General features: G+C 65.5%; 25 protein-coding genes. 9 read left to right on the top strand and 16 right to left on the bottom strand.

The genetic code is table 11. From position 1 onward, the window contains the following. The first annotated feature begins 63 nt into the window (after positions 1 to 63). Positions 64 to 936, top strand: a complete 873-nt coding sequence (locus OK015_RS26595) for an aminodeoxychorismate lyase (protein WP_268133133.1) — start codon at positions 64 to 66, stop codon at positions 934 to 936. Positions 937 to 1,176: 240 nt separating this feature from the next. Here the strand turns inward: OK015_RS26595 and OK015_RS26590 are convergent, their stop codons facing one another. From OK015_RS26590 to lmeA, 9 genes are all read right to left on the bottom strand, one after another. Beyond that, positions 1,177 to 2,694, bottom strand: coding sequence for a sensor domain-containing protein (locus OK015_RS26590; protein ID WP_268127671.1), 1,518 nt, complete (start codon positions 2,692 to 2,694; stop codon positions 1,177 to 1,179). Positions 2,695 to 2,833: 139 nt separating this feature from the next. Further along, positions 2,834 to 5,206, bottom strand: coding sequence for a RyR domain-containing protein (locus OK015_RS26585; protein ID WP_268127669.1), 2,373 nt, complete (start codon positions 5,204 to 5,206; stop codon positions 2,834 to 2,836). Positions 5,207 to 5,345: 139 nt separating this feature from the next. Next, positions 5,346 to 6,014: an FABP family protein gene (locus OK015_RS26580; RefSeq protein ID WP_268127668.1), complete on the bottom strand. Its 669-nt coding sequence runs from the start codon at positions 6,012 to 6,014 to the stop codon at positions 5,346 to 5,348. A 162-nt stretch (positions 6,015 to 6,176) separates the two neighbouring features. Beyond that, positions 6,177 to 6,479, bottom strand: a complete 303-nt coding sequence (locus tag OK015_RS26575; protein ID WP_268127666.1) for a DUF1416 domain-containing protein — start codon at positions 6,477 to 6,479, stop codon at positions 6,177 to 6,179. A gap of 1 nt (position 6,480) precedes the next feature. Next, positions 6,481 to 7,314 (bottom strand): sulfurtransferase, encoded by an 834-nt coding sequence (locus OK015_RS26570; RefSeq protein ID WP_268127664.1) that lies wholly within the window; start codon positions 7,312 to 7,314, stop codon positions 6,481 to 6,483. A gap of 37 nt (positions 7,315 to 7,351) precedes the next feature. After that, a complete protein-coding gene (locus OK015_RS26565; RefSeq protein ID WP_268127662.1) occupies positions 7,352 to 7,822 on the bottom strand; it encodes a DUF4395 domain-containing protein in 471 nt (156 codons plus the stop codon). A 96-nt stretch (positions 7,823 to 7,918) separates the two neighbouring features. Next, positions 7,919 to 7,993, bottom strand: a complete 75-nt coding sequence (locus tag OK015_RS29370; protein ID WP_442791331.1) for a putative leader peptide — start codon at positions 7,991 to 7,993, stop codon at positions 7,919 to 7,921. Between the two features lie 50 nt (positions 7,994 to 8,043). Continuing rightward, positions 8,044 to 8,466, bottom strand: a complete 423-nt coding sequence (locus OK015_RS26560; RefSeq protein WP_268127660.1) for a thioredoxin family protein — start codon at positions 8,464 to 8,466, stop codon at positions 8,044 to 8,046. Between the two features lie 49 nt (positions 8,467 to 8,515). Continuing rightward, complete coding sequence (lmeA, locus tag OK015_RS26555) at positions 8,516 to 9,328, bottom strand: mannan chain length control protein LmeA (RefSeq protein ID WP_268127657.1); 813 nt, start codon at positions 9,326 to 9,328, stop codon at positions 8,516 to 8,518. A 186-nt stretch (positions 9,329 to 9,514) separates the two neighbouring features. On the opposite strand from lmeA, the gene OK015_RS26550 reads away from it, so the two are divergent. The 6 genes from OK015_RS26550 (at position 9,515) to pstB (ending at position 15,287) form a co-directional block, all read left to right on the top strand. Continuing rightward, complete coding sequence (locus OK015_RS26550) at positions 9,515 to 10,285, top strand: winged helix-turn-helix transcriptional regulator (protein WP_268127655.1); 771 nt, start codon at positions 9,515 to 9,517, stop codon at positions 10,283 to 10,285. Further along, the gene (gene mshD, locus OK015_RS26545; RefSeq protein ID WP_268127654.1) at positions 10,282 to 11,241 is read left to right on the top strand and encodes a mycothiol synthase; all 960 of its coding nucleotides are present in this window, start codon (positions 10,282 to 10,284) and stop codon (positions 11,239 to 11,241) included. Before OK015_RS26550 ends, mshD begins: the two co-directional genes overlap by 4 nt. A 141-nt stretch (positions 11,242 to 11,382) precedes the next feature. Continuing rightward, positions 11,383 to 12,507, top strand: a complete 1,125-nt coding sequence (pstS, locus tag OK015_RS26540) for a phosphate ABC transporter substrate-binding protein PstS (RefSeq protein WP_442791166.1) — start codon at positions 11,383 to 11,385, stop codon at positions 12,505 to 12,507. Between the two features lie 47 nt (positions 12,508 to 12,554). After that, entirely contained in the window at positions 12,555 to 13,586 is a 1,032-nt protein-coding gene (gene pstC, locus OK015_RS26535; protein WP_268127650.1) for a phosphate ABC transporter permease subunit PstC, read from the top strand. Further along, positions 13,583 to 14,497: a phosphate ABC transporter permease PstA gene (pstA, locus tag OK015_RS26530; RefSeq protein WP_268127648.1), complete on the top strand. Its 915-nt coding sequence runs from the start codon at positions 13,583 to 13,585 to the stop codon at positions 14,495 to 14,497. The genes pstC and pstA overlap by 4 nt, the downstream gene beginning before the upstream one ends. 13 nt (positions 14,498 to 14,510) lie before the next feature. After that, entirely contained in the window at positions 14,511 to 15,287 is a 777-nt protein-coding gene (gene pstB / locus OK015_RS26525) for a phosphate ABC transporter ATP-binding protein PstB (protein ID WP_268127646.1), read from the top strand. Positions 15,288 to 15,291: 4 nt separating this feature from the next. Here the strand turns inward: pstB and phoU are convergent, their stop codons facing one another. The 5 genes from phoU to OK015_RS26500 all read right to left on the bottom strand — a co-directional run bounded on the left by phoU (position 15,292) and on the right by OK015_RS26500 (position 21,289). Beyond that, positions 15,292 to 15,960 (bottom strand): phosphate signaling complex protein PhoU, encoded by a 669-nt coding sequence (phoU, locus tag OK015_RS26520; RefSeq protein ID WP_268127644.1) that lies wholly within the window; start codon positions 15,958 to 15,960, stop codon positions 15,292 to 15,294. 57 nt (positions 15,961 to 16,017) lie between these two features. After that, on the bottom strand, positions 16,018 to 18,153 hold the full coding sequence (locus tag OK015_RS26515) for an LCP family protein (RefSeq protein WP_268127642.1): 2,136 nt from the start codon (positions 18,151 to 18,153) through the stop codon (positions 16,018 to 16,020). A 223-nt stretch (positions 18,154 to 18,376) separates the two neighbouring features. Continuing rightward, entirely contained in the window at positions 18,377 to 19,462 is a 1,086-nt protein-coding gene (dusB, locus tag OK015_RS26510; RefSeq protein ID WP_268133132.1) for a tRNA dihydrouridine synthase DusB, read from the bottom strand. Positions 19,463 to 19,517: 55 nt separating this feature from the next. Continuing rightward, entirely contained in the window at positions 19,518 to 20,540 is a 1,023-nt protein-coding gene (locus OK015_RS26505; protein ID WP_268127641.1) for an acyl-ACP desaturase, read from the bottom strand. A 137-nt stretch (positions 20,541 to 20,677) separates the two neighbouring features. Beyond that, positions 20,678 to 21,289, bottom strand: a complete 612-nt coding sequence (locus tag OK015_RS26500; RefSeq protein ID WP_268127639.1) for a TetR/AcrR family transcriptional regulator — start codon at positions 21,287 to 21,289, stop codon at positions 20,678 to 20,680. Positions 21,290 to 21,432: 143 nt separating this feature from the next. On the opposite strand from OK015_RS26500, the gene OK015_RS26495 reads away from it, so the two are divergent. Next, positions 21,433 to 22,422, top strand: a complete 990-nt coding sequence (locus tag OK015_RS26495; protein ID WP_268127638.1) for an oxygenase MpaB family protein — start codon at positions 21,433 to 21,435, stop codon at positions 22,420 to 22,422. Here OK015_RS26495 and OK015_RS26490 read toward each other — a convergent pair. Further along, positions 22,401 to 22,934 (bottom strand): nucleoside deaminase, encoded by a 534-nt coding sequence (locus tag OK015_RS26490; RefSeq protein ID WP_268127635.1) that lies wholly within the window; start codon positions 22,932 to 22,934, stop codon positions 22,401 to 22,403. The two genes, OK015_RS26495 and OK015_RS26490, sit on opposite strands and share 22 nt — an antisense overlap. A 93-nt stretch (positions 22,935 to 23,027) precedes the next feature. On the opposite strand from OK015_RS26490, the gene OK015_RS26485 reads away from it, so the two are divergent. After that, complete coding sequence (locus OK015_RS26485) at positions 23,028 to 23,927, top strand: class I SAM-dependent methyltransferase (RefSeq protein WP_268127632.1); 900 nt, start codon at positions 23,028 to 23,030, stop codon at positions 23,925 to 23,927. Positions 23,928 to 23,942: 15 nt separating this feature from the next. Here OK015_RS26485 and OK015_RS26480 read toward each other — a convergent pair whose 3' ends face one another. Next, entirely contained in the window at positions 23,943 to 24,749 is an 807-nt protein-coding gene (locus OK015_RS26480) for a TIGR04255 family protein (protein ID WP_268127630.1), read from the bottom strand. Between the last annotated feature and the right edge of the window lie 13 nt (positions 24,750 to 24,762).

Here is a 24,762-nt window from a genome sequence, read left to right as displayed (position 1 = left end):
TGCGCGCGGCTGCGTCGCTCACACCGACGGCTAGGCTCTTTCGGCATGGCAGGGCAGACGGGTGTGATCGTCACCCTTGACGGCGAGATGCATCCGCCCGACTCTCCGCTGTTGCACGCCGACGATCTGGCGGCGGTCCGTGGCGACGGCGCCTTCGAGACCCTCTTGGTCCGCGACGGCGGCGCCTGTCTGGTCGGGCCGCATCTGCAGCGGCTGACCCAGTCGGCCAAGTTGATGGACTTGCCCGAGCCGGACCTTCCGCTTTGGCGGCGCGCGATCGACGTGGCCACCCGGGAGTGGGTCGCCAACTCGTCTGACGAAGGCGCGTTGCGGTTGATCTATACCCGGGGTCGCGAGGGTGGTTCGGCTCCCACCGCGTATGTGATGGTCAACGCCGTTCCGGACCGGGTGGCCGCGGTTCGCCGCGACGGACTTGCGGCGCTCACGCTGGATCGGGGACTACCCGCCACCGGTGCCGACGCGATGCCGTGGCTGCTGGCCGGTGCGAAAACCCTGTCGTACGCGGTGAATATGGCCGCCTTGCGCCACGCCGCCCAGCAGGGCGCCGGTGATGTCATCTTCGTCAGCTCAGACGGCTACATCCTGGAAGGTCCACGGTCGACGGTGGTGATCGCCACCGATTCCGAAGCGGGCTCGAACAGTCACCTCTGCCTGTTGACGCCGCCACCCTGGTATCCGATTCTTCGCGGCACGACGCAGCAGGCCCTGTTCGAGGTGGCGCGCAGCAAAGGCTACGACTGCGACTACCGTGCGCTACGCGTCGCGGACTTGCATGCCGCCCAAGGGATCTGGTTGGTCTCCAGCATGACCCTGGCCGCCCGCGTGCACACGCTCGACGGACGCCGACTACTTCGATCGCCGATGACCGATGATTTCGCTCAGCTGGTCGACGCGGCGATCGTCAGCGATCGCTGAGCGCTGAATTGTGTTGTCGGCTCGCGTAACGGCGGGTACGGTCGGCCGTACACAGGAAGGGAGGTGGTCCGCGAAATTGATAGCTTCATGGACATGTGAGGTGGCTACGCGCTAGCTGCATGGCTCGGAAGAGCTAGCGATCAACGCGCGCTGGCGAATTCCCCGTAGCCACCCGGCCCCCGAGCTTCCCGGTCTGTCCAACCGGGAGCATTGCTCGGGGGCCGCTCCATGTCATGGCCGTTACTGGATGCTCTTCGCGGCGATCTGCTCGGCGATCTTGCCCGCCTGGCCGGGTACCGCATCCGGACCGCACACCAGGACGTCGATCACCTTTGCGCCGTCGGCGTGCAGCACGTGGTGGCAGATTTTGCCGCCGTCGGATCGGCTGCGCTGTTGCGCGATCTTCGGCACGGTGCCACCGACTTCCGCGAATGCCCAGTCAAAGCTGTGGCCGTTGAGGCTCTCCGCCACCGTTTTTCCGGCACAGGACTTCCACTTGTCTGCCGACGCCCGGACGAAAGCGCTGGCCTTGTCGGGCGAGGCGAATTCCGCGACGGTCTCGATGATCCGGTGCGGCGGATCCTGTCCGGCCGTGTGCACGATCAGGCCGCTCACCGCGTCGAAGCCGCTGGCGTCCTGGTATGCCGCCGCGACGGCGGGCTCGTAGGTGCCGGCGCACTCGGGGTCGGACAGCGTCCACTTCGGATTGCGCAGCTGGCCGATTTTGTCGCCGGCCACCACGTTCGGGTCGCCGACGATCGTGCCGACTTCGGGCGCGCCGACCAGGTAGGAATCCAGCTTCGCCGAGTTGGGAGACGAATTCCCGGCGGCCGGCGCTGAATTCGAGTTGGCCGCGTTCGGAGCCGACTTGGTCTTGCCGCCCTGCGTAGTCACCACCACGACGATTGCGATCGCGGCGATGACTGCCACCGCGGCACCGCCGATCAGGATCAGCCGCTTGTTCGACCCGCCGCCGGTGGGCGCACCGCCGGTTACCGCGGTCGGGACGGTGACCGCGGTCGAGCCGCTGGGTTGTGTTGCGGTGGTCGACCCCGCGGCCGGAGCCTGAACCTTGGCGGCCGGGCCTCCCGGCGAACCGTCCTTGGCCTCGATTTCGGACAGCACGTTGTCGATTTCGCTCCGGGTGCGGTAGGTGACGTCGTGTCGCAGGCGCAGCATGCGCAGAAGTTGCGCGATGTCGCCGCGGGCACTGGGATCGTCGCCGTCCTCGTCGAACCCGGACCGCAGCTCGACCAACAGCTGGAGCTGCTGCTGCGGGCTGAGCTCTTTCTCGGCGAGGGTGTTCCCCAGCCGCGTGATGTAGCCGAACGGCACCGGGGGCTCTTCGGGCAGCGGGTCGGGCAAAGGCACCGGCTTGCTGCGCAGCGCGTGCACTGCGGTGACCAATTGGATGCCGGCGTCGACCGTGGGCTCCCGATAGTCGATGATCTGCAATGCGGCAAGGGGATTCACCCGCATGCTGTCGACGTCGCCGATCCGAACGGGCAGGATGGGCCGGCCGAGGGCCTGGGCGTAGCGCAACTCCGCCTGACTCGGCTTGGATTGCAGCCAGTTACTCGACAGCGCGACGATGAACACTTCACACTCGCGGATTTGCTCGAGGATTTTGGCCCACCACGAGTCGCCACCACCGAGCTCTTGGTCGAACCACACCTGGTTCTGCCCGCGCCGAAGCGCGGTGGTCAGGGCGTCGACCGTCGTCCGATCTTGGCTCGAGTAGCTGATGAACAGCGCCATCGCAATCTCCTAAAGTGAAGCGGAGCGAACGAACTGCTGCGCGCCCCGTACGCACATGCGCCGATACCGTATCAGTGTTGGGGCCCTTCACGATGCGCAAATTTTCAGCGCAATTGTGGGGTCCGCAATGCGTGAGCGGTTACCTGTCGCCGTCGTCGTGAACGTGGGCTTCTTCGGGCGGCTGATATTCGGCGTAGCGCCGCGCGAACTCGGCGCCGGGCACCGGCCACTGTTCACCGCTGGCTCCCCGCACCACCCAGTCGCCCTCGGCGGCGTTGGTAGGCCCCTCCAGGGTGTTGATGGTCTCGCCCGGGTTGGCCGGACGAGCCTGAACTAGTCCCTTGCGCTGCCAGAGCCCGTCGCCCACCGGCTCGTAGGTGTCTTGAAAGATGTCGTCGCGCACCGACCAGACTTTTCCGTCCTCGTGGATCGCCCAGTCGCCGGCGTCGCCGCGCATCGTGTGTCCCGAATCCGACGTCCACGTCCATGGCGCGCTGCGTTGCTCGGCGGTGACAGTTCCCACCCGGGTGAACGACTGCCACAGTGGACGCGACCGAAAGCCTAGCTGGCGCAGGCTCCACAGCGTGCCCGCCAGACTCCGCACCGCGGCGTTGAGCAGCTCCGGGTCGCTTTCCACCTCCGACCAGTCGACGAGCTTGTTGTGGATCTTGCGCGAGTCGTCGCGCGGCGAGCCGTATTTCCAGCCGTTGCGCCGGTAGTAGCGGCACCAGTCCTCGTGTTCCGCCTGCGCCATGCGCAGGGAGGAACCGTGGTCGAAACCCATCAGCGCAAGCTGTTCCAGCGGCGTCAATCCCGCCATTTCGCTGCCGGACAGCTGGGCCGGTGGGCTGCCCCACGTATTCCAGGTGTGTCCCGCGATCTGTTCCACCATCCACAACGCGTTGCGGACCTGGCGCCGGTTGGATCCCCGGTAGAACTCGTCGAGCTCGGCCCACGGCACGGAAGCCGCGCCACGCGGCCAACTCGGGTCGATCGTCGAGACGTAGCGTTCGTGGATCAGCCGTGCCGCACGCTCCCAGGCGTCCCGAACCTGACCCTCTTGGGTGTCGAGCACCAGCGAATAGGACTGCAGCCGGCCGACGACCTGAATGGAGTCGTCGTTGATGCTGGTGTTGAGGTCCGAGGCGTGGATGGGCATGTCGGGGAAGCGGGCGGCCAGCCGAGCGGCGGTTGTCCCGGCGTGGGCGTCGACGAAGATCACCGCGCTGGTCACGGGATCGACCTCACCGATCAGCCGCAACATGGTCGGGATCGACGGTGCCTCCGCGACCGCGTCGATCGCCGGCCCCTCCGACACGAATCCCGCTTGCTGACGGTAGAACTCGTGATCGCGCAGGTACTCCTCGGCGTCCCTGTCTACGAGGGTCAGTGCGGGCAACGCCACCGTGCCGGGCGGTGTGTAGAAGTCGCGTTCCAGCGCACGCTGGGTCAGGTCCGCGCACAGTGCCAGCGTCAATTGTGAGGTGCCACAAACAAATACGCGCTTTGTGTGCCCGGTCGCGATCACGCTGTCGAGGAGCCGGCCGGCGGTCACCTCGTATTTGCCGACCACGTCGGCCGCCCAGCGGGTATCCGATCCGCCGAACTGCTGGGCGCGCCACGCCTGGGCCAGCCAGGGATCGTCCATGCGCACGATGAGGGGCAGCCGCTGCTTGTGGGCGATTTCGGCGAGCCGGCGACTGATCAGGTCCAGCCACATCAGGTTGACCGCGGGGTCCGGTGCCATCAGGTAGAGCCGAGACAGGCGGCGCCACAGCCGAAGTGACACCAGGGTCGACGGGGTGTTGAAATCCACCAGCACCACCCGGGCGCCCTGCCTGCGGGCCCGCTGCACGCGGTCGTCGCTGGCGCCGGTGATGACGACCAGCGTGCCGCGTTTGTCCAAGGTGCGCGCAACGGCGCTGATCATCGACTGGGTGTCACCGTCGATACCGACGACGGCCGTGACGGAATCGGCCCAATTGGCCCGCAGCCGGTCCACCTGGGTCCGGAAGACCCCGATCACGGCGCCGCCCAGTCCGGTGAAGATCGCCGACAGCGCGGCGATACGGGCCAGTTCCAGGCCCACCGGTGTCGGGTTCGGGCAGGTGCGCCCGCTCACGGAGAAGTCCCCGGTGCCGCCCTTGACCAGACTGGCCGTCGCCATCAGGGGAGTGAAGAGGGCCGGATGGTTGGCGTCGTGACATCCCCAGTAGGAGCTGAGTCCCAAAATCGCCGTCATTGGGACGAGGCCCGCAATCAGGGTGAACGAAACACCCACCACGCGGTGGCTGCCCGAACGGAAATTCAGCACGGATGCCCAGATCAGCACGACGACAACGACCGCCAGCGTCGGCATCGATCCCGGCCGGCCGAACCACCCCAGCCAGGGCGGAAACGAGTCGTCGATGGAGGGCCGCAGATCCAGTAGGGCTAGATAGAGGACGAGGAGCAGACCGAGCGCGGTGACGGCCCAACGCAAGATGGGCGAGGGTGCCCTCGTGGGACGCATCCGCCGATCTCCCTTCGCGCGGCGGCTCGGACGTCGAACAGTACACGCAAAAGATCGGCCGAAGGCAATGGTTTGGTGCGAGCGCCGAATTACTCGCGAGTTGCCCCGAGTCTTCAAGGCGGGCAACGGTAGCGGGCCGTTATCCGACGAATCGCGACAGCCGCGCCGACAGGTGCGGGACCAGCCCGCCGTCGGCGTCCACTCGCTCTTCGACGTAGGCCAGGTCGCCGCCTTCGACGATGCCGTAGAGACGCTTGGCGCCGCCAACCAGAACGCCCGACCGGCTGCGGGCCAGCGCATCGGTCGCCAGCTCCCACGACGACTGGTTGCGTGGGCGCCCGTAGAACAGCTCGACGTAGCCGGACGAGTGGGCGAGCAACAGCTCGATGGCCTGGGACTCGCTCGGGTCATCGGGATCGACGACGAAACGCCAATAACCGGTCTCGCGCAGGCCGGGTTCCCGGTAGTTGCCATCGCTGTCGAGTCGCCAGGACCTGGCTTCCCAATTCAGGTAATCGCCGCCGTCATGGGAGACCACGATCTGCTGGCCGAATCGGTAATCCCCGTCGGGTCCGCGGCCCTCGCCCTCACCGCGCCACACGCCGACCAGCGGCAGCAGGGCCAGCAGCGCGTCGTTGAGGTTGGCGCCTTCGCGCAGGTTGGCCGTGTCGACCGGGACCGGCAGATCGTCGAAGGCCGGGATATTGCGGGCCGCGGTCACCTTCGCGCGTTCGGCGGCGGCAGCGATCGCGCCGTCGCCGAAACCTGCAGAACCGGCCGGTCCGTCAGGGTCCTCGTCGTGAGTCACGACTCGTCGGTGATTAGTCGGTAGAGGGTGTACAAGGCAAACCAGGAAATGACCACGGTTGCCGCGACCAGCATGATCTCGAAGAACAGCACCACGCCCGCGAGTCTATTCGCCTCGCGCCGTCAATCGCGCTTCCGGGGACCCTGGTCACGACGTCAGCGGTCAAGCGATCTTGATGTCCACCTCGTGGATACCGGCGCCCGACGGCGCCACGACGGCGTCGCCGTTGCCGGCCTTGGACAGGGCACGCAGCGTCCAGGATCCCGGTGCGGCGAAGAACCGGAAGTCACCGGTGGCCGACGCGACGACCTCGGCGGTGAACTCGTCCGAGGAGTCCAGCAGGCGGACGAACGCGCCACCGACGGCTTGGCCGTCGCGGTCCACGACGCGGCCGGTGATGACCGTTTCCTTCTCCAGGTCGACGCTGGCGGGCAACGTCTGTCCTTGCCTAGGTGCAGAGCACATATCAGCTTCCCAACTCGATCGGGGCGCCCACCAGGGAGCCGTATTCTGTCCAACTGCCGTCGTAGTTCTTGACGTTCTTATGCCCGAGTAATTCCTGCAGAACGAACCAGGTGTGCGACGAACGCTCTCCGATTCGGCAGTACGCGATCGTCTCCTTCGTGCCGTCCAGACCGGCGTCGGCGTACAGCTTGGCCAACTCCTCGTCGGACTTGAAGGTGCCATCCTCATTGGCGGCCCGGCTCCATGGCACGTTTATCGCCCCCGGAATGTGCCCGGGTCGCTGGCTTTGTTCCTGCGGCAGGTGCGCGGGCGCCAGGATCTTGCCGGAGAACTCGTCGGGGGAGCGCACGTCGACGAGGTTCTTGGCGTTGATGGCCGCGATGACCTCGTCCCGGAACGCCCGGATCGTGTTGTCCGGAGGCTCCGCGCTGTACGAGGTGGCCGGCCTGCTGACGGTGTCGGTGGTCAGCGGGCGTCCGTCGAGCTCCCACTTCTTGCGGCCGCCGTCGAGCAGCTTGACGTCGCTGTGGCCGTACAACTTGAAGTACCAGTAGGCATAGGCGGCGAACCAGTTGTTGTTGCCGCCGTAGAGGACCACGGTGTCGTCGTTGGAGATGCCACGTTCGGACAGCAGTTTGGAGAACTGCTGGGCGTCGACGAAGTCGCGCTTCACCTGGTCCTGCAGGTCGGTGCGCCAATCAAGCCTGACCGCGCCGGCAATGTGGCCACCGTCGTACGCGCTGGTGTCCTCGTCGACCTCGACGAATACGACGTTCGCGGCGTCGAGATTTTTCTCAGCCCACTCGGCGGAGACCAGGACGTCGGAGCGTGCCATGGCGGGGATCCTTTCGATTACTTGCGATGAACTTGGGTTACGCCGGACCGGCGGTCGGTCGTAAGCGAACCACGAGGGGATAAAGCTGGCAGCCCAGGCAGATGCCGAAGGCTGCGTTCAGGAACGCCGCCACCAGGGCGAACGCCGTCGCGATGACGCCCACCAAGGGTGCGCCGACGGCGAATGCGGCGGTACCGACGATCGCGAAGATCAGGCCGACCAATTGGGCGAATTTCAGGGGTGGCACCGGTTCGCGCTCTTTGACCGGGCCCAGCCGCGGGGCCACGAGCGTGGCGAACACCCGGCCATAGGGATGCCGGCGCGGGCCGCCGAGAGCACCGATCGCGAAGACCACGGCCTGCAGACCCAGGATGATCGCGGCCGCCAGCGGGCTCAATGCCGAGACGATCAGTGTCACGACCAGGACCGCGGTGGTGACCCAGGCGGCGAATCTGGGTCCACGAACGTCGACACGGTCGGTCTGGGCGCTGGGACTACTGCTTGACACGAAAGACTCCTATTTGCCTGTTGCGTGGAAACGGTGGAGACATGCCACGGCGGGGTTCCGGGCTGCTCCGAGTGCTGCGCGGGCGGGCGCGGCTACTCAGCAGCTACAGCAACAGCAACAACAACAACCCGCGATGCGGCACAGATCGACTGCGCGACGCTTGGTGAGCATGAGCTCCATGCGGGATGACACGTCGGTCAGCTTACCCAATGACATCGCGATCAAGCCAACAGCGGTTCGAGCGCTGACCGCAGGTCGGCGGCCTTGGGGACACCCGATGCCCGGTAACGCTGTCGCCCGTCGACATCGAAAATCAGGGTGGTCGGTAGCGACATAACCGAAAACTGGCGTGCGGCGGCCGGGTTGGCGTCGATGTCGACTTCGACATGTGCCACATCGCCCATGCTGTCGCACACCTGGTCGACCACCCGGCGTAGCCGATCGCAGGGTCCGCACCACGGTGCGCTGAAATGCACGACGGTCGGGCCGGTAGCCGACAAGCCCAGGTCGGCGGTGTCGGCGCCGGCACTTTCGCTCGGGTCTGAAGCTACTTCTTTGAGGCTTCCGGAGCGACGGGTCACCAACCAGCCGACGACGGCTGCTAGGGCTAGAGCCGCCACGATCGCGACGACAACGGTGGTCATCTGCGCCGCTCCTTCCCATTGCTTCGCGCTGCTTCGTCCGCGGCGCGGGTCATGACTCGTTAAACCCTTCGAGGGTCACGGTTACTCCCGTGGTGATGCCCTCGATGATGACGTCCGAGCCGCGTGCCCCGACGGTGCGCGGCGCCACGCCGAACGGGAGGCGTTGATTGGGCAGCCTGGCGGTGAAGCTGTGCAGCACGGCGTCGCGCTTGTCGTCCGGAACGGTTTGGTTGGCGGTATCCGGTCCGGTAAGGAAGCCGGTTGGGGTGAACACGAGTGTCGCGGGGTCGTCGGGCGCGATCGAAAGGTCCATCGAGACGCTCACCCGGTGGTCGAAGCCGGACGATTTCGGCGTGCCGCTGAAGACCAGGCCGTGGTTGCCGGAAATCCCCGATTCGGTGGTACCGCCGGTGGCGTCGTTGGTCTCGGAGGGTGGGGCCTCAACCATCAGGTCGCCCATGCCCAGGTATCGGCCCAGGTGCGTCGAGTCGATGATGATACGGCTCTCCAGCTTGCCCACCGGCAGCTTCGCATCGGGTCTGATCAGCCACGACGCGTAAGTCAGGTCTATCGAATGCATCGTGGCTTCGAGGGTGGCCTTGCCGATGGGTACGCGGTCGATGCCGTTAGCCTTGATCTCCAGCTCGTTGTAGTGGCCGTGCATCGCCTCCGGGATGAAGGGGAAGGCCAGTATCGCCACGAAGGGGTCGGACCCCAGATTTGCCGCCTTGCGCACGTTGCGCGAGAGCTGATACTCGGCGTAGATGCTGGTGCCGTAGTCCACGCCGACGGCACCGCCGACGATCACCGCCACGGTGGACACCACGGCGATCACACTGATCAGCACCCTGCGCATCCGCATATTGTGGCGCAGTTCACCGCGGCGTGCGGCGGCGGATTCCGGTCCGGATCACCTCGTGGCCGGGCTCACATACCTGGCAAGGGCACGCACAAAGACCAGGTAGCACGTTATCGTTACATGGCCTGGCCACTAACGCCACGTGGCTTTGTGAACCTGGGAGATGCCTTTCCCACGAGCTGAAGGGGCTTGTTGGAGCTTTTACTACTCACCTCGGAGCTGCATCCGGACCCGGTCCTGCCGTCGTTGTCGTTGCTCCCGCACACCGTGCGCACAGCGCCGCCCGAGCCTTCCTCACTACTGGAGGCTGGGACCGCGGACGCGGTGCTGGTCGACGCGCGCACCGATCTGTCGGCGGCGCGCGGGCTTTGCCGTTTGTTGAGCACCGCGGGCCGGTCGGTTCCGGTCGTGGCGGTCGTGGCCGAGGGTGGCCTGGTCGCGGTCAGCGCCGACTGGGGGTTGGACGAGATTTTGCTGCCCGGCACGGGGCCCGCTGAGGTTGACGCCCGGATACGGCTGGTGGTGGGCCGCCGTGGCGGGCTGGCCGACCAGGAAAGCGCAGGCAAGGTCAGCCTCGGCGAGCTGGTGATCGATGAAGGCACTTACACCGCGCGGCTGCGGGGCCGCCCGCTTGACCTCACCTACAAAGAATTTGAGCTGCTGAAGTATCTGGCGCAGCACGCCGGCCGGGTATTCACCCGCGCCCAGCTGCTGCACGAGGTGTGGGGATACGACTTTTTCGGTGGCACCCGAACGGTCGATGTGCACGTACGGCGGTTGCGGGCCAAACTCGGCCCCGAGTACGAGGCTCTGATCGGAACGGTACGCAACGTGGGTTACAAGGCCGTTCGACCGGCGCGCGGACGAGCGCCGATCGCCCCACCCGACGAAGCCGAAAACGACGAACCCGATGCAGAGAATCTGCACGACCCGCTGGCCGACCCGCTCCGCAGTCAGTGACCCGGCCGGACTGGCGCTCCGCACTGACCGCCGACGAGCAGCACGGGGTGCGCGAACTGGTCGCGGCGGCAACCGAATTCGATGGGGTAGCACCCGTCGGCGAACAGGTTCTTCGGGAACTCGGGCACGACCGCACCGATCATCTGCTGGTGGTCAGCGCCACTGAGGAGACCGCCAACACGGTCGAGGGCTACCTCAATCTCAGTCCGCCACGTGACGGCGGGGATCCGATGGCCGAACTGGTGGTGCATCCGCGGGCCCGCCGGCGCGGTATCGGCACGGCGATGGCACGTGCGGCGATCGCCAAAACTGGCGGCAGCAACCGCTTTTGGGCGCACGGCACGCTGGAGCCGGCCCGGGCCACCGCGTCCGGGCTAGGTCTGGTCGCGGTGCGGGAGCTCGTCCAGATGAGACGTTCGCTTCGTGAGATCCCCGACCCGGTAACCCCGCCGCCCGGAGTGCGGGTGCGCACCTACGCGGGCGCCGGCGACGACGCCGAGCTGTTGCGGGTCAACAATGCCGCGTTCGCCGACCATCCCGAACAGGGCGGGTGGACCGCGGTCGACCTGGCGGAGCGGCGCGGCGAACCGTGGTTTGACCCGGCGGGTTTGTTCTTGGCGTTCGGCGACGACGAGAGCGGCGACGCGGGCCGGCTTCTGGGATTCCACTGGACCAAAGTGCACCTGGATCAACCGCGTCTGGGGGAGGTGTACGTCGTCGGCGTCGATCCGTCCGCGCAGGGCCGCGGGCTGGGGCAGATGTTGACGGCCGTCGGCGTCGAGTCGCTGGCCCGCCGCCTTGGTGGACCAGCAAAACCGGGTGGCCCCGCACGGGAAGTCACCGTGCTGCTCTACGTCGAGTCAGACAACGTCGCCGCGGTCCGGACCTACCAGCGCCAGGGATTCACCACCTACAGCGTCGACACCGCGTACGCACCGGCGCCGAGCGTGGGCTGAGGCGAAAGCGCAGGCAGAGGTGGCGTGCCAGTTGATAATTCACCGCACGTTCACCCCTTGGGCACTCTTGTGGACGGGGCCTGCGCGCATAGTTTCGAGCGGCGGCCGCATGCGTCGAAACTGCGTCAGGAAGCGAGATCGGTGAGGCTCGACAACATGGGCAGGACGCTGGCGGCAGCGGTGTTGGCGGTCACGATAACCAGTGCGGGCCTGACAGCCTGCGGCAGCGACGACAATCACCGTGACCCGGCGTCGGGAGCGAGCTCGGGACAGGCTGGCACGATGATCTGCACCGGCAAAGGCGAACTGACCGCGGAAGGTTCGACCGCTCAACAGAACGCGATGGCGGTGTTCAGCCACGTCTGGGGCCAGTACTGCCCGCGCAAGTCCGTGTCGTACAACCCGACGGGGTCAGGTGCGGGCCGCGAGCAATTCATCGCGGGCCACGTCGACTTCGCCGGATCGGACTCCCCGCTGATCGCCGACCAGATCCTGCCCGCCACCAAACGCTGCAACGGGAACCCCGCATGGGACCTGCCACTGGTGTTCGGTCCGGTCGCACTGGTCTACAACCTGCCCGAGGCCAAGACGCTGACCGTCAACAGCGATGTGCTGGCAAAAATTTTGACGGGCAGGATCACCGTCTGGAATGACCCGATTCTGGCGGCGTTGAATCCCGGTATCGCGATGCCCGACACCAAGATCACCCCGATTTACCGGGTGGACTCTTCGGGTACCACCGATAACTTGCAGAAGTTTCTGACGACCACCGCACCGGAGAGCTGGTCCAGGGGAGTCGGCACCGAATTCCAGGGCGGCGTCGGCGAAGGCGCGGCGAAGTCGTCCGGTGTCATCCAGGCGGTGCGCTCCACGCGCGGCGCCATCGGATATGTGGAAAAGGGCTTCGCCGACCAGGCACGCCTGCCCTACGCCCAACTCGCCACGGCCAGTGGCGTGGTCTCTCTCACCAGTGAGACGGCCGGCAACGCCGTCAACACGGTCACCTTCGCCTCTGCCGGCAACGACCTGGTGCTGAACCTGAATTCGATGTACGGCGGCCAGCAGTCGGATGCCTACCCGTTGGTGCTGGCCACCTACGAGATCGTCTGTTCGAACGGCTACGACGCGGAGACCGCCGAGGCAATCAAGTCCTTCCTGACCGTGGCCGCGAACACCGGTCAGACCAACCTCTCGTCGGCCGGCTACATCCCGTTGACCGATAAGGTCAAGGGGCGACTGATCGCCGCGATCAATGCGATGCAGTAGCACTCGGGTCCAGGAGTGACACCAGAAACAGCAGTGACGGATTCACGATGACTACGCCAGATCCAGCCCAGGCGGGTTCGGGTGCGGTCGTTGCCGCGTCCTTTCCGTCGGCGCCGGTCGTACCCCTTAGCCCATGGAAGGGGACTCCATCCCGCTTCGGGGACCGGATATTTCGCAAGTTCGCCGAAGCTTGCGGGGTCCTGATCTCCGTCGTGGTCATCGCGATCGGCGGGTTCTTGCTGTTGCGTGCGATACCGGCGTTCAAGCGCAACCAAGAGGACTTCTTCACCTACCGCGGCAACTGGGTCACCACCAATACCTCGGCGATGCACTTCGGCATCCTCGACCTGCTCCAGGTGACGGTGTTCATCTCGGTGTTCGCCTTGATTCTGGCCATGCCCGTCGCTCTGGGGGTCGCCATCTTCCTCACTCAATACGCGCCGCGGCGGCTCGCCGGGCCGCTCGCCTACACGGTCGATCTGCTGGCGGCGGTTCCCTCAATCATCTACGGCGTGTGGGGTCTGTATGTACTGGCTCCGCAGTTGCGGCCCGTCGCGACGTGGCTGAATCAGTCTGTGGGCTGGTGCTTCTTGTTCGCCGACGGTAGTGCGTCGGCGGCCGGCGGCGGCACCATCTTCACCGGCGGGATCGTGCTGGCGGTGATGATCCTGCCGTTCATCACCGCGGTCACTCGCGAAGTCTTCGTGCAGACGCCGGGCGACCAGATTGAGGCGGCACTGGCGCTCGGTGCCACTCGCTGGGAGGTGGTCAAGACGACGGTGTTGCCGTTCGGGCGGACCGGCTATGTCAGCGGCGGGATGCTCGGTCTGGGCCGAGCCCTGGGTGAGACGGTCGCGTTGCTGATTATCTTGCGCGGCACTCAAAAGGCGTTCGGCTGGTCGCTATTCGACGGCGGTGCGACCTTTGCGACCAAGATCGCGGCCACCGCATGGGAATTCGATGACCGGTACAAAGCCGGCGCGTATATCGCTGCGGGACTGGTACTTTTCGTGCTGACGTTTGTGGTCGATGCCTTAGCTCGCGGCGCTGTCGCCGGGACCAGAAAGGCTAGGCGATGAGCTCGATCTTCGACCGGCCCCTCAAGGCACGCACGCTGTCCGGACTCGGTCGCCGCCGCCGGGTCGCGAACATCGTTGCGAGCGTGTTGGTCTCGCTGTCGATGCTGATTGCGCTGGCCCCATTGCTGTGGGTGTTGTTCTCGGTCGTCGCCAAGGGATTCAAGGCGATAGCGTCCGCTTCATGGTGGACGCATTCACAAGCGGGCACGACGCCTTTTCTGGCCGGGGGCGGCGCGTACCACGCGATGGTTGGAACCCTGTTGCAGGGATTGGTGTCCGCCGCGATCTCCGTGCCGATCGGTGTCATGCTCGCGATCTATTTGGTCGAGTACGGGGGCGGTACCCGACTTGGCCGGTTGGCGACCTTCATGGTGGACATCCTGTCCGGGGTGCCCTCAATTGTTGCGGCATTGTTCATCTACGCGCTATGTGTGTCCACGCTGGGCTTTCCCCGTTCGGGCTTCGCGGTGGCGCTGGCGTTGGTGCTGTTGATGCTGCCGGTGATTGAGCGGACGACCGAGGAGATGTTGCGGATCGTTCCGATTGATCTGCGTGAGGCCAGCTATGCGTTGGGGGTGCCAAAGTGGAAAACCATTGTCAGGGTGGTGATTCCGACAGGGTTGTCGGGCATCATCACCGGGATCATGTTGGCGTTGGCCAGGGTCATGGGCGAAACGGCTCCACTGCTGATCCTGGTCGGTTATTCGCAAGCCATGAACTTCGATATCTTCAAGGGGTTCATGGGGACGCTGCCTGGCATGATGTTCAACCAGACGGTGGCGGGTGCCGGCGTGAACCCGCTTCCCACAGATCGACTGTGGGGGGCGGGCTTGACGCTGATCTTGATGATCGCCGTTGTCAATGTCGGAGCCAGGGTGGTCTCGATGATGTTTGCGCCCAAGAAGTCCTAGGGAGGAGTGCTGGGTGGCAAAGCGTTTGGACTTGAAGGACGTCAACATCTACTACGGGTCGTTTCAGGCCGTCGCCGATGTGACGCTGTCGATTCTCCCCCGGAGTGTGACGGCGTTCATCGGCGCGTCCGGCTGCGGCAAGACCACCGTGCTGCGGGCGCTGAACCGGATGCACGAGGTCATCCCCGGTGCGCGGGTCGAGGGCACCGTGTTGCTCGACGACGAGAACATCTATGCCCCGGGTATCGACCCTGTCGGGGTGCGGCGAGCGATCGGCATGGTGTTCCAACGGCCAAACCCGTTTCCCGCCATGTCTATTCGTGACAACGTGGTCGCGGGCCTGAAGCTGCAAGGGGTGCGCAATCGTAGGCTGCTCGACGACGTCGCCGAACACTCGCTGCGCGGCGCCAACCTGTGGGATGAGGTCAAGAATCGGCTGAACCGACCCGGTGGCGGCTTATCCGGCGGGCAGCAGCAGCGGCTGTGCATCGCGCGCGCCATCGCCGTGCAACCCGATGTGTTGCTGATGGACGAGCCGTGCTCCGCGCTGGATCCCATCTCGACGATGGCGATCGAAGAACTGATCAGTGAGCTCAAGCAGGAATACACGATCGTCATCGTCACGCACAACATGCAGCAGGCCGCCCGCGTCAGCGATCACACGGCGTTTTTCAACCTGGAAGCGACGGGAAAGCCGGGCCGGCTCATCGAGATCGACGACACCGAGAAGATCTTTTCCAATCCCTCGCAGAAGGCCACCGAGGATTACATCTCCGGTCGCTTCGGCTGAGGGCTTACTGCGTCGTCGCCGCCGTTTCGTCTTCGGGCAGTCTGCCGGTGGCCTGGAAGATGACGCGCCTGGCGACCTCGACCGCGTGATCGGCGAAACGTTCGTAGAAACGGCCCAGCAACGTCACGTCGACGGCCGCCGCCACGCCGTGCTTCCATTCCCGGTCCATCAGCACCGAGAACAGGTGCCGGTGCAGATCGTCCATCGCGTCGTCTTCTTCGCGGATCCGGGCGGCTTTCTCCGGGTCACGGGACAACACCACCTCTTGTGCACTGTTACCCAATTCGACTGCGACTCTGCCCATTTCGGCGAAATACCCGTTGACCTCTTCGGGCAATGTGTGCTGAGGATGGCGCCGGCGGGCGATTTTGGCGACGTGCAGCGCCAGCGCGCCCATCCGGTCGATGTCGGCCACCATCTGGATGGCGCTCACGATGGACCGCAGGTCGCCCGCCACCGGTGCCTGCAGCGCCAGCAACACGAAGGCGCTCTCCTCGGCGAGAGCACTCAGATTCGCGATCTCTTCGTGGCCGGAGATCACCTGTTCGGCGAGGACGAGGTCGGCCTGCAGGAGTGCCTGAGTTGCCTTCTCCATGGCTACCCCCGCCAGCCCGCACATCTCGCCAAGGCGCTCGGATAAATCCGAGAGTTGCTCATGGTAGGCGGTCCGCATGCCGCCAAGCCTACTTACTCGGCGTCGGAATCGGCGATCTACTGAGGCGAAATGCGGTTATTCACAGGTGGTGTCGGCGGCGTTCGTCACCGCGAGGTCGTCCGGCAGTTTGGTCGGCGTGCTGCCCGGGTTGCGGTCGATCTGCACACTGAGTGAGGAGCCACTGGGCGCGGGAGCGGTAACCGACTTGAAATCCGGGCCGAGCACTACCTGAACGACCTGCCCGTAGCCGGAAACCCGCGCAACCTTTGAATTGGCGAACGCCGATGCCACCGTCGCCGCCGCTTGCTCGTTGCCGGCCGAGAAGAACACCGTCGTGGCATTCACCGAACTCGGATAGTCGTCGGGTGACATGACGTTGAACCCGTTCCGCTTGAGCTGGCTGGTGGCGGTAGCGGCAAGCCCGCTCTCTGCCGTCGCATTGGAGACCCGCACGGTGACCTCGTCAGGCGAGGTCGTCGTCACTTGCTCGCGTCGCGCCTCGGGCGCCGCGCTAGGCGGCGGTGCCTTCTTGGTGGTCGGTGCGCTGGTCGGCCCCGAGGTTGGTGTGGTCCCCAGGTTCTGCGCGTTCTGGTCGTTCTCCTCGGGCAGCGGATCGTCGTCGATGATCGCGTTGAAAAGTGCCTTCATGTCCGCGGTCCGCGGCGGTTCGTCGCCGTTCTGGTCCGTCACACCGGTGGGCACGGTGACGAAGGTAAAGTGCCCGGCCGCCATGCCCTGCAGCGATCGGCCCAGCTGAACAAGGTCTTTGGTCTGGACATTGTCCACGCGGCTGTTGCTGATGAACATGTTGACGACGTTGTTGAGCTTGTTGAGGTCGGTCAGCGTGTCCTCGGAGATCAGTGAGCGCAGCAGCGATGACAAGAACAACTGCTGGCGTTTGATGCGGCCGTAGTCGCCGTTGAACTCCGTCGTGACCTGACGGGCCCGCACGTAGTTCAGCGCCGTCGGGCCATCGATGAGCTGGCGTCCCGAATGCTCGAGGACGGTACCGAGCTCGTAGTCGTGCAGCGGGGTTTTGCTGCACACCTCGACACCGCCGAGTGCCTCGACCATCTTGGCGAACCCGGAGAAGTCGACGGCGATGAACCGGTTGATGCTCAGACCGGACAGTTTCTGGATTTCCTTCACCAGACATTTCGGGCCGCCGAAGGAGAACGCCGAGTTCAGTTTGGTCTCGGTGTAGACCATCTTCGATCCCCACGTCTTCGTCTTGTCGTCGTAGAGGGGTCCGTACTTTCCGGTATCGGGGTTCCACGCTTCGCACTGCATCGGGGTGATCGCCAAGTCGCGGGGGAACGAGACCGCCACCACGCGTTTGCGGTTGGCCGGGATGTTGACCAGCATCACGGTGTCCGACCGGGCGCCGCCGGCGTCCTCGGTGTCGCCCGCACCCATGTCGGCGTTCGCGCCGGAGCGGGAGTCCGTGCCGACGATCAGGAAGTCTTCATCGCCGTACTGCCCACCGGGGTCGACGATATCGCCGGAGTTCGGGTCGAGCGCGTTGATGACGTTGAGCCGGTGGTTCTTCGACGCGCTCCACTGGTACGCGCCCCCGGTCAGGGCCAGCGCCACCGCGGCGCACAGGGCGGCCATCGAGCGACCGGCCATCAACATCGGCCTGCGGCGCTTCGGTGCCCGGTTCGTGGGAGCTTTCGCTCGGCGGATGCGTTTCGGCTTGGCCGGGTGCGACTCGGTCGGCTCCTCGGCTGTGAGGTCGGGCTCGGAGTCGTCGCCGTGCGGGTAGTTCGGGAGCCCGAGGTCGGGAACCTCCGAGACGACGTCGAGCGAGTAGGCCGGGATATCGATGACCTGGGTGTCCCCTAAGTCGATGGGCATCTCCGGATCGGGCTCGCCAGATTCCTCGTCGAGGGCGGCGCGGCGGTGACGGGTGCCGGTGGAACTGGCCCCGACTTTGGCAAGCAGGTCGGCGACGCTGAGCGCACCGGAGGCGTGGCTCCCGCCTTTTGCGGCGCCGCGTGCAGACGGCTCGACGGTCTCACTGGGCGCGTCCGCGGCCGGCTCGGCGGGCGGCTCGATCTGCCATCGGTGGACGCTGTCGTCGGCGGGTGGTTCGGCGAATCGCTCCCACGGCGCGGCACTCAGTGCGACGGACGAGGTCGGGGTGGCCGGTCGGTGGTCGCGGGGGCCGCGGCGATGGCCAAGAGTGGCGTCTACCTCGCCGTCACTCATGCTTACTCGCCTCCGAAGCTCTGATGCCGCCGTCAGTGATGTCCGTGCGCCAACTCACCGCAGCGCCGCGCTAACAGTGCTGCAACTTCGCTACCCGTTGGGTCGCGCCGTATTCCGTAGCCCCTGTGCAGCGGGTTAAACCAACCGCCGCCCAAGCGCAATTCAGCAAGGTCCACATCGTACTGACTTATCGTCCCGGACGCGATTTCGAGCGGGGTTCGGCTCAGCCGCCGGAGTGCATGACATCGGCTCCCGCCGGCACCGTGCAGTCATCGGGGTCGCGCAGCCAGCCTTCGGGCAGCGACACCCGGGCGGCCGAGCCCTGCCGGCCGCGCGGTCCCGTCGCCGCTTCCGGAAAGGGGACGGTGCCGTCCAGCCGGTCCAGCAGAGCGTCGAGTTCGTCGCGCGTCTTGACCAAGGCCAGCGCTCGCCGCAAGTCAGATCCGGCCGGGAAGCCGTGCAGATACCAGGCGACGTGCTTGCGAATGTCGCGCATGCCCTTGTCCTCGCCGAAATGCGCGGTGAGCAATTCGCCGTGCCGTCGCACGATGTCGGCGACCTCGCCGAGCGTCGGCGGAGTGGGGGCCCGGCCGCCGGTGAATGCGGCCGACAGTTCGGCGAACAGCCACGGCCGCCCCAGGCAACCGCGGCCGATGACGACACCGTCGCACCCCGTGCTGGCCATCATGGTCAGCGCATCGCTGGCGTCGTAGATATCGCCGTTGCCCAGCACCGGAATCGTCTGCACCTGCTGCTTGAGTAGCGCGATCTGCTCCCAATCGGCGGTGCCGGAGTAACGCTGCGCTGCCGTGCGAGCATGCAATGCCACCGCGGCCGCGCCTTCGGCCTCGGCGATGCGGCCGGCGTCCAGGTGCGTGTGGTGCTCGTCGTCAATGCCAATGCGAAACTTCACCGTCACCGGTATGTCGGTACCGTCGGTCGCGCGTACCGCCGCCGCCACGATCTGGCCGAACAGCCTCCGCTTGAACGGCAGCGCCGCGCCGCCGCCGCGCTTGGTGACCTTGGGCACCGGGCAGCCGAAGTTCATGTCGATGTGGTCGGCCAGGCCCTCGTCGGCGATCATCTTCGCCGCCGCGTAGGTGGTGGCGGGGTCGACGGTGTAAAGCTGCAGCGAGCGCGGCGATTCGTCCGGGGAGAACGTCGTCATGTGCATCGTGACCGGATGGCGCTCGACGAGGGCACGCGCGGTCACCATCTCGCAGACGTAGAGTCCGCTGACCGTGCCGACCTTGGACTGCTCTAGTTCACGGCACAGCGTCCGGAATGCAACATTGGTCACGCCCGCCATCGGGGCCAGCACCACCGGGCTGGCGAGCGCGATCGGGCCGATGCGCAAGGCCGGACTACCGGCGGCTCATCACGAGCTTGCCGGCGGTTTGGTGCAGCTCGTTGGCGGTCGTCTTCTTGCCCGTACGCAGTTCCCGGTCGAGCTGGCGCTGCTTGGACACCTCGAACTTGTCGCAGGCCTGTTCGAGTTCCTTGATCAGCAGGGCAAGGTCGTCGCGAAGCGCGGCTGCTTCACCCGTGAAGTCTTCGCGTTCGAAGATGCGCCATTTCTTCAGCACCGGCATCACGACCTCCTCGAGGTGGATGCGCGGGTCGTAGACGCCCCCGACGGCGATGAACACGGCCTTGCGCCGGAACTCCGGCACCTGGTAGCCCGGCATCTGGAAGTTACGCAGGATCTTGTGCAGCGACTTCATCGCCTGGTTGGGATTAACCTCGAACCCGGCCTCGCTGACGTCGCGGTAGAAGATCATGTGCAGGTTCTCGTCAGCCGAGATCTTGCCCAGCAGCTGGTCGGCGATCGGCTCGTTGCAGGCTTTGCCCGTGTTGCGGTGCGAAATCCGGGTCGCCAGTTCCTGGAACGTGACATAGATGACCGAATCGAACAAGCTATCGGCGAACAGGTCGGCTCGGACTTGGTGGTTCTGGCCCGGGCTGAAGCCGCGGTTGACCACCTCGATGCGCAGCTTCTCCAGCTCGACGGGGTCGACCGCGCGGGTCACCACGAGGTAGTCCCGCAGCGCGATGCCGTGCCGGTTCTCTTCGGCGGTCCAGCGGTTGACCCACGTGCCCCAGGGCCCGTCGAGGCCGAAGTTCATCGCGATCTCGCGGTGATAGGAGGGCAGATTGTCTTCCGTCATCAGGTTCTGCACCATCGCCACCTGGGCGAGGTCGGAGAGTTTGCTCTGCTCGGGGTGCCACTCCTGTCCACCGAGCGCGTAGAAGTTCTTCCCGTCCGACCACGGGATGTAGTCGTGCGGGTTCCAAGCCTTATGCATGCTCAGGTGCCGGTTCAGGTACTTCTCGACGACCGGCTCGAGTTCGTGTAGCAGTTGCATCTGGGTCAGATCGCCTGACATGACACCCCCAGTTATCTGTGTCTAGTGGTTGCAGTCAATATATCTGTGTCGATCAGTTGCATCAAGTTCCGACAGGGCGCGGCAAGTCACAAATTGATCCCATTGCTGCGCATGCTCGGGGCCGGACGAACGGGCCGCTACGGAGATACCCCGTCGGACGGCGGTACATACGGGGCCGCCGTGTTGAAAAGCATGTTCACGCAGTAGTCGATGAATTGCTTGCGGGTGGCCCCGAGTTGCCTGTTCAGATACGCGGTGAACAGACTCGTCAAACCGCCGACCAGGCTGGTGGCGATCATCTTCTGCAGCACCGGATCGCCGATGCTGGACAGCTTGCGCTGCAGCAGATCGATGAAGCTGGGCATCCACTCCGCGCCCGACTGGGTCAGGATCGGCTCGACGGCCGGAGCCAGGAGCAGCACCCGCCCGCGCACCGGGTCGTCGACCATCAGCTCGACGAACTGCTCGACGGCCTCGCGAGGGGTGTCCGCCGAGGTGAGGGTCGTCATGGCCCGCGCGCAGACGTCGTCGTACACAGCGCGCACGAATTCGTCGCGGTCGGAGAAGCTCTCATAGAAGTATCGTTCGGTCAGCGCGGCCTTGCGGCACACGGCGCGAACGGTCAGTGCGGGCCCGCGCTCGCTGCCCAGTAACTGCACGCCGGCGGCGATGAGGTTGTCGCGGCGGAGGGCGTGACGACTTTCCAGGGGGACCCCTGACCAACGGCCCCGTCGTTGACCGGACTGCACATCGCTCCTAAGCTTAAAATTGACAACGTACGTAGTCAGAATTTCGGCTAGCTACAGGAAACCCAATAGTGACCAAAGATACGTCCGCAGCCTGCCCACTGACCAGCGCCGAAGCTGGTAGCGACACAACCACCGTCGACGATATGGCAATTTCTGGTGTTGAGCCCGGCGCTGTCGCCAGCGGGTGTCCGGTGTCCCCGTCGGGATATGCGGCGCCGCCGATCCCGCTCGGTCCCGATTCCCTGACGTGGCGGTACTTCGGGGATTGGCGCGGCATGTTGCAGGGGCCGTGGGCGGGATCCATGCAGAACATGCACCCGCAACTGGGCGCGGCGGTCATCGATCACTCGACGTTCTTCCGGGAACGCTGGCCGCGCCTGCTGCGGTCGTTGTATCCGATCGGCGGAGTCGTCTTCGACGGCGACCGTGCCTCAGTCACCGGCAGCGAGGTGCGCGACTATCACGTCGACATCAAGGGTGTTGACGAGCAGGGCCGTCGCTACCACGCGCTGAACCCCGATGTCTTCTACTGGGCGCATGCCACCTTCTTCGTCGGGACTATTCATGTGGCCGAACGGTTTTGCGGTGGGTTGACCGAGGCGCAGAAGCGCCAGCTGTTCGACGAACATGTCGACTGGTACCGGATGTACGGCATGAGCATGCGGCCGGTGCCCGCGTCCTGGGAGGAATTTCAGGTCTATTGGGAACACATGTGCCGCAACGTGTTAGAGGACAACGAGGCCGCACGTGCCGTGCTGGATCTGACCGACCTGCCCAAACCGCCATTTGCCCGAATGGCTCCGGACTGGTTGTGGGCGGCTCAGCGCAAGCTGCTGGCGCCGTTCTTCGTCTGGTTCACCGTCGGTCTCTACGATCCACCGGTGCGCCGGCTGATGGGCTACCGGTGGTCGCGACGCGACGAATGGCTGCACCGGCGCCTGGGCGACCTCATTCGTCTCGTTTTCACTTGTGTGCCAACACGATTCCGTAAACACCCGAGGGCCAGGGCCGGTTTGGATCGTGCGGCCGGGCGGATCGCGGCCAACGCGCCGCTCGTGCACACACCCGCGCGCAACCTGCCGCCGCTAGATGAGCGCGATAACCCAATGCATTACTGTCCCAAGGTCTCCTGACGACTCAGCGGCTCGGAGGCTGGGACGACCGTAGATTTGCGGTCGCCACCGTTGCGTTCGTTCCACAACCGGTAGACCTCGACGGCGCTGTCCCGAGGCTGGTACCGCATCGGCAGGCGCCGTTGGTCCCAGTCCTTCGAGAATTCGTCGTAAAACGTTGAGACCTCGAAGTATTTGCGGTCATCGAGGTAGTACTGCTCATAAGATTCGCGGGTGATCAAGAAGATGACTTCTTTGGGGGAGCAGTAGTACAGCGAGCCCAGGCACATCGGACACGGGTGGGCCATCACGTAAATCGTCGCGCCGACCAGGTGCTCGGTGCCCAGCTTCATGCACGCCTCTCGGATCGCCAGGATCTCGGCGTGCGCGGTCGGGTCGTTGGTCTGGGCGACCTTGTTGGCGCTCTCGGCAAGTACCTCGCCGTCTTTGACGATCACCGTCGCAAATGGTCGGCCGCCTTCAGCGACGTTGTGGCGGGCCAGGTCAATTGTCCGCTGGGCAAAGTCGGTCACGGATCGAGAGTAGTCCCGGTGAGCCCCGCCGCCGGGGCTGTGGTACTAACTAGCTTGCCTATATGTGTTGGGAATTCGGACCGAGGGAGCACCATGGCGCGCACCGATCGTGATCGCTGGGACCTCGCGACAAGCGTCGGGGCCACGGCAACCATGGTCGCCGCCCAGCGGGCGCTCTCCAGCGCCGAGAAGTTGATCGACGACCCCTTCGCCGCGCCGTTGGTGCGCGCGGTCGGAATTGATGTGTACGTCCGGTTGGTCAACGGCGAGATTCCGGTCGGTGGCGAAGCCGGGTTCGATCCATTGCGGATGGCGCAGGGAATGGCCTGTCGCACAAGGTTTTACGACCAGTTCTTCCTTTCGGGCGCGCAGAGCGGTGTCGCTCAGGCGGTGATTCTCGCCTCGGGTCTGGATGCACGCGCCTACCGCTTACCGTGGCCGGCGGGCACCGTCGTCTACGAGGTCGACATGCCCGACGTGATCGAGTTCAAGACCGCGACCCTGGGCGATCTCGGTGCAAAGCCGATCGCCGAGCGGCGCACCGTGGCCGTCGATCTGCGCGACGACTGGGCCAGTGCGCTACAGGCCGCGGGGTTCGACCCGAAGGCCCCCTCGGCGTGGAGCGCCGAGGGGTTGGTGGTGTACCTGCCCGACGAGGCGCAGGACGCGCTGTTCGACAGCGTCACCGCGCTCAGTGCCCCCGGCAGCCGGCTGGCCTTCGAATTCGTGCCTGACACAGCGATTTTCGCCGACCCCCGCTGGCGCGCACACCACGACCGGATGAGAGAACTCGGGTTCGAAGTCGATTTCAACGAGCTCGTCTATCACGGCGAGCGCAGCCATCTCGTCGACCACCTCAAGCAGCGCGGCTGGAGCGTGTCGTCGCACACCGTCAAGGAACTGCACGCGGCCAACGGTTTTCACTATCCTGATGACGACGTCGCGCAGGCCTTCGCCGATGTCACCTATAGCAGTGCGGTGCTCAGGGGCTAAGGCCGAACACAGGTGTCAGCCGAGTAAGTCATCCCTTAGCCGGCTGCTGAGCATTTCCTGGAACACCGCACGAGCCGGCTCGTAGAGGTTGTGAAAAGTCGCGCGGACGGCATCCCGGTTGTATTCGGGGATCGAGGAGACCGGGGTCCAGAAGCTGTCGATGTCCAGCTGGAAAAACGGCCCGGGCTGCGCCGGGATGGTCCGGCGCAGGTAGTAGTTGGGATCGAGGGCCTGGCCCAGGCCAGGCCCGTAGCGCACGATCAGCGATTTGCCCGGTTGCGGTTCGCGGTAGACCGCCGCGCCCTGCCATTCGGTCAAGGCCAGCCCGCCGGGCGCGATGCGTTGCGGCCCGAGCAGGGGCTCGGCGATCCATTCGGCCCAGTCAATGCGGCCGTCGGCGCCCAGCGGGACGCGGATCTCGAGGAGGTAGCGCAGACCGATACGTTCCACCCCGACGATCGACGACACCTGTGCACGCGCCTCGACGACGCGCATCGCGACGTCGGACAACGCCTCGAAGGTGGAGTAGGCGGTGGATTCGATGATGATCGCCTGGGTTTTGATCGAGGCCCCCAGCGTGCCGTTCCGGTTGACGTAACGCACGAAATTCTCGGCCGTTGGTGCCGGACCACCCCCGGGGCCCACCCCCCACGCGACGTCCTGAGCTTGGCGTTCGATCGGCAGCTCGTCGGCGAGCAGGCGTTTGAGTTCTCGGCTCGACGATTCGGTGAGGGAATCCGTTGCGGGGTGACGGATTTCCATCGTCACCAGGGCTACGGGTGCGTTTTGCCAGGCCGGATCGACGCTCACCTCGCGAAGCATAGCCAAGTAGTTT

It is taken from the genome of Mycobacterium sp. Aquia_216 (genome assembly GCF_026723865.1).
In the GTDB taxonomy this organism is placed as follows: Bacteria; Actinomycetota; Actinomycetes; order Mycobacteriales; family Mycobacteriaceae; genus Mycobacterium.
This window is presented reverse-complemented; position numbering and strand designations above follow the sequence as displayed.